This is a genomic window from Sulfurovum sp. bin170, from assembly GCF_010892395.1.
Lineage (GTDB): Bacteria > Campylobacterota > Campylobacteria > Campylobacterales > Sulfurovaceae > UBA1140.
Genome location: NZ_JAACKB010000010.1, coordinates 1 through 3,718 on the forward strand (window position 1 = coordinate 1; position 3,718 = coordinate 3,718).

A 3,718-nucleotide genomic window follows, 5' to 3' on the forward strand; every position below is an offset into this window, starting at 1 on the left:
CTATCTTCCCTTCCATCGTTCCACTATCATGAACAGCTACTTCTATTTTTTTATCCTCTATCGCCATCGTTGCTATTGTGGTATCTTCTGTTTTATCAATATCCACATCCATATTATCATCAAATCTAGCTGTAGTCTCATCTTTTTTACCATCTCCACTAACAATATCATTGGACTCCTCTTCTGGCTCTTCAACTGGTGTCGGTGCAGAACCATCTCCTCCACCTGATGGAGGTATAACTACTGGTGGTGCAGACCCCGTTTTCACCGAAAAGCTCTCTGTAGTATCCCCAATCGTCAAAGTAGCAGTCGAAACTGTACCATAAGAGCTAGAGCTTGTTAATCTAACCGTAACGCTATCACCATTGTCAATTGTTCCATTTACATCCGTCCAAGCTCCTCCATTGATTCTATACTCTCCACCTGTTATCGAAATAGTTATACCATCATCAATACCAGTTACAGTTACACTATTTGACTCTACCACAGTTGACCTAGCTTGACTAGTTTTATCTGTAAAACTAAAGCTATCAGGTGTCATATCTTTTACTGTAATATTAAACTCTCTGTAAATAGTAGCTACACCATCACTAATAGTAAGATTTACCTCTGTAACACCACTTCGGTTAACTTCTGATGATACAGTTAAATTAAACTCATTTCCAAAATAGTCAGCATAACTCACATTGTTATCCCAATTTTTAGAGAGTCTGATGATGCTTGTATCATTGGTCTCAAAACTGATATTCAAATCCTCTCTATCTAAATCAACAATTCCATCAATTGTGATGTTAAAATCACTAAAGTTGGTATTTTTAGAGATATTTGCTATTGGGTTAATGATTGGAGCATCCTCTACCCCTGTCACAATAACATTATAATCTTTTTCTAAAATAATGTTACTATCACTATCTGCAACTTTTACAGTTACCTCATAGACATTGTCACTATTGTTATCCTCAGGAGATGCAAAATTAGGTGCTGTAGCAAAAGTCAAATTACCATCATTTGATATAACAAACTTATCTTTATCATCTCCATCTAGTGAAAATGTTATATTGGTTGCTCCCGTTACACTTATATCTATCACTTCTGTTCTATGCTCTACAACCGTGATAGGTAGATATCTTCTAAGTTTTTTGACAACTGTTTTGCTTAATTCAGCATCCAAGTAAGAGAGATATAAGTTACCATCCTCCTCCTTATAGATAGTAATATTTGTAGCATCTCCCACAGATATATTTGCATCCACCAAGCTCCAAGTTGAACCATTATGTTTTATCACTGACAGTTTTTTAGTTGTATCATCTTGATAGGCAATATATGGTACATTATTATCAATTACCATATCCATATCAGTCGTTGTCAAAAATCCATCTGAATCTGCAAGTGTTTCAAAAACATCATCACTAAAATCACTATCTGTACCACTATCGCTTAGGTATCTAACATAGAGTTTACTATTACTCTCATCAATATAGCTTATCAATGGGATATTACTACCATTCAAATCCATTGCCAAATCGGTTACATTTGGTGTAAGTTCACTATCATCTTTATCCAATCCATTAAGGAAAGTGTCTCTTGTCTCCCAACCATGATTAGTATTTGTATCAGATGGATTGTATCTTTGATAAGTTAACATGGGATAACCTTCATCTTCATCAATATAAGCAATATGCAACCTGTTATTTGAATCAAACTTCATACTGCTTTGTCCAAAGTTATAGGATGAGATATAATTTGGTTGATTACTTATATAAGAAGGTACTATCTCATAGTTTGTACCACTAATATGTTTAAGCAACTGCCCACGCTTATATGTAGCATCTGCATCATTTCCATCTTGATAAATTGTATAGATTCTGTCATAAATATCATTAGTACTCACTATATTTTTACTATTTTCATCTAGCTGTGATGGTGTTATATTTTCTACTGCCCATGAGCCAACACTAAGTAGTGCGATACTCATAACTATTTTACTGAAATTTTTCATTATAAATCTCCTTTACTAAATATTGAGGTTGTAGGCATAGTGCCATCTATATAATTCACAGACATACCTGAACGACCTTTTTTTCTAACGGCAATCTTGGTAACAGCATTGGTACTATACGCCTCTTGGACATACTCCCAAGCATCACCTACTTTTTTCATTATGCTTAATTTTCCATCGTGATTACCGTCACTAAATATGGCATAAGTAGCTCGATTAACCATAATCTCTTTATACTCTTCGGGTGTAGCTGAATATACAATCGGTTTTGTACCTGCTACTACATCCTCTTTGAATTTACCATCAGTAGTTGTCACATTACCATCAGTTATCGTTACAGGTGTTTTTGGTTTAATATTATATACAGAGAGTTGTTGTTGATAAAATCCAACTATCTCTCCACTCGAATCAACCTCATAAACAACCAAATATTGTCCCACTTCAGCATTTGGAATATCTGCTCCACTGGTATAGGGAGTTGTCCCATCTGGCAAAGTACCATTGAGTCCAGGTACATTGATAGATGAATTAACAAGATGATAAACCAAGCTATTTCCAGCTGTTGGGGTGTAGCTAACTTTTGAGGTATAGTCTGCATTACCTTGGGAGATTGTAATATTGCTAAGTATTGGAGTAGCTATATTTGTACTAATCACGGTAGTATTATTATCTACAATAGTTACATAACTATCATTTATACTTATTGTAAAAGTTGTAGTTTCACTATCTCCTCCTGATACACGATCATTGCTAGGTGTAAAAACTATATTTTGTAAAGCTGTTTGAACAGTCAATAAACCTCCTCTGGCTATAGTGTAACTAGAGAGTGTTCCTTTTTCATTATCATCCAACGAGATAGTTAAATTTATATCATCATTATCAACATCTTTTAACACTATAGTGCTAAATGGTTTGATAGTCGCATTATCATCGACTGCTTGATTTGCTGTCGTTCCTGTGATTGTTGGGATTTGGTTAGCTACCGTAGTAAAACTCCAACTGGTTTTATCTGTAATACCTGCATAAAAATAATCATCTTTACTATTTTTTAGTGCAGTGTCTGGTATCTGTACATAATACTCAGTAGCATAATCTAACTCTGTATTTGGGTTAATAGTCACTTCAGCACCACTGATAGTTACCAATCCACCTGTTACATTAATAGTCTCTACAATTACATCTCCTGTAGTTTTTTTGATAACGATATCGCCTGTGCCTTTGACTATATCTTCACTAAGGGTAATGACCAAGTTTGCTGTTCTTGAAACTCCTGTTGCATTATCTGTTGGGCTAAGAGAACTTAGTGTTGGCTTTAAGCTAAATTTAAAGATATAGGCTGAACCTGTATAAGTATTAGGCTCAGGTGTTCCAACAATGGCATAATCTCCAGAGATTGCTACAGAGTTACCAAAATTATCATACATTGCACGGTCACTAGCTACTATCTTTTGTACTTCTGTCCAGCTATCACCATTGTTAGCAGTTTTAAAGATATAGGCTGAACCTGAGTTAATCATATTGTTATTTCCAGAGGCATTTTCATCTTCACAGATAGCTCCAACAATTGCATAATCTCCAGAGATTGCTACAGAGAGACCAAAATAATCATCTTTTGCACGATCACTGGCTACTATCTTTTGTACTTCTGTCCAGCTATCACCATTGTTAGTAGTTTTAAAGATATAGGCTGAACCTGACTTACTCATATTGTTATCTCCA

At 35.0% G+C, this 3,718-nt stretch carries 2 protein-coding genes; both read right to left on the minus strand.

Features of this window, described 5'->3' with window-relative positions; genetic code table 11:
• Window positions 1–1,999 (minus strand): hypothetical protein (locus tag GSY74_RS00290; RefSeq protein ID WP_223157411.1); only part of this gene is annotated, 1,999 nt, incomplete at its 3' end.
• On the minus strand, window positions 1,999–3,718 hold a 1,720-nt coding region (locus GSY74_RS00295; RefSeq protein WP_223157412.1), incomplete at its 5' end, for an Ig-like domain-containing protein. The genes GSY74_RS00290 and GSY74_RS00295, both read right to left, overlap by 1 nt.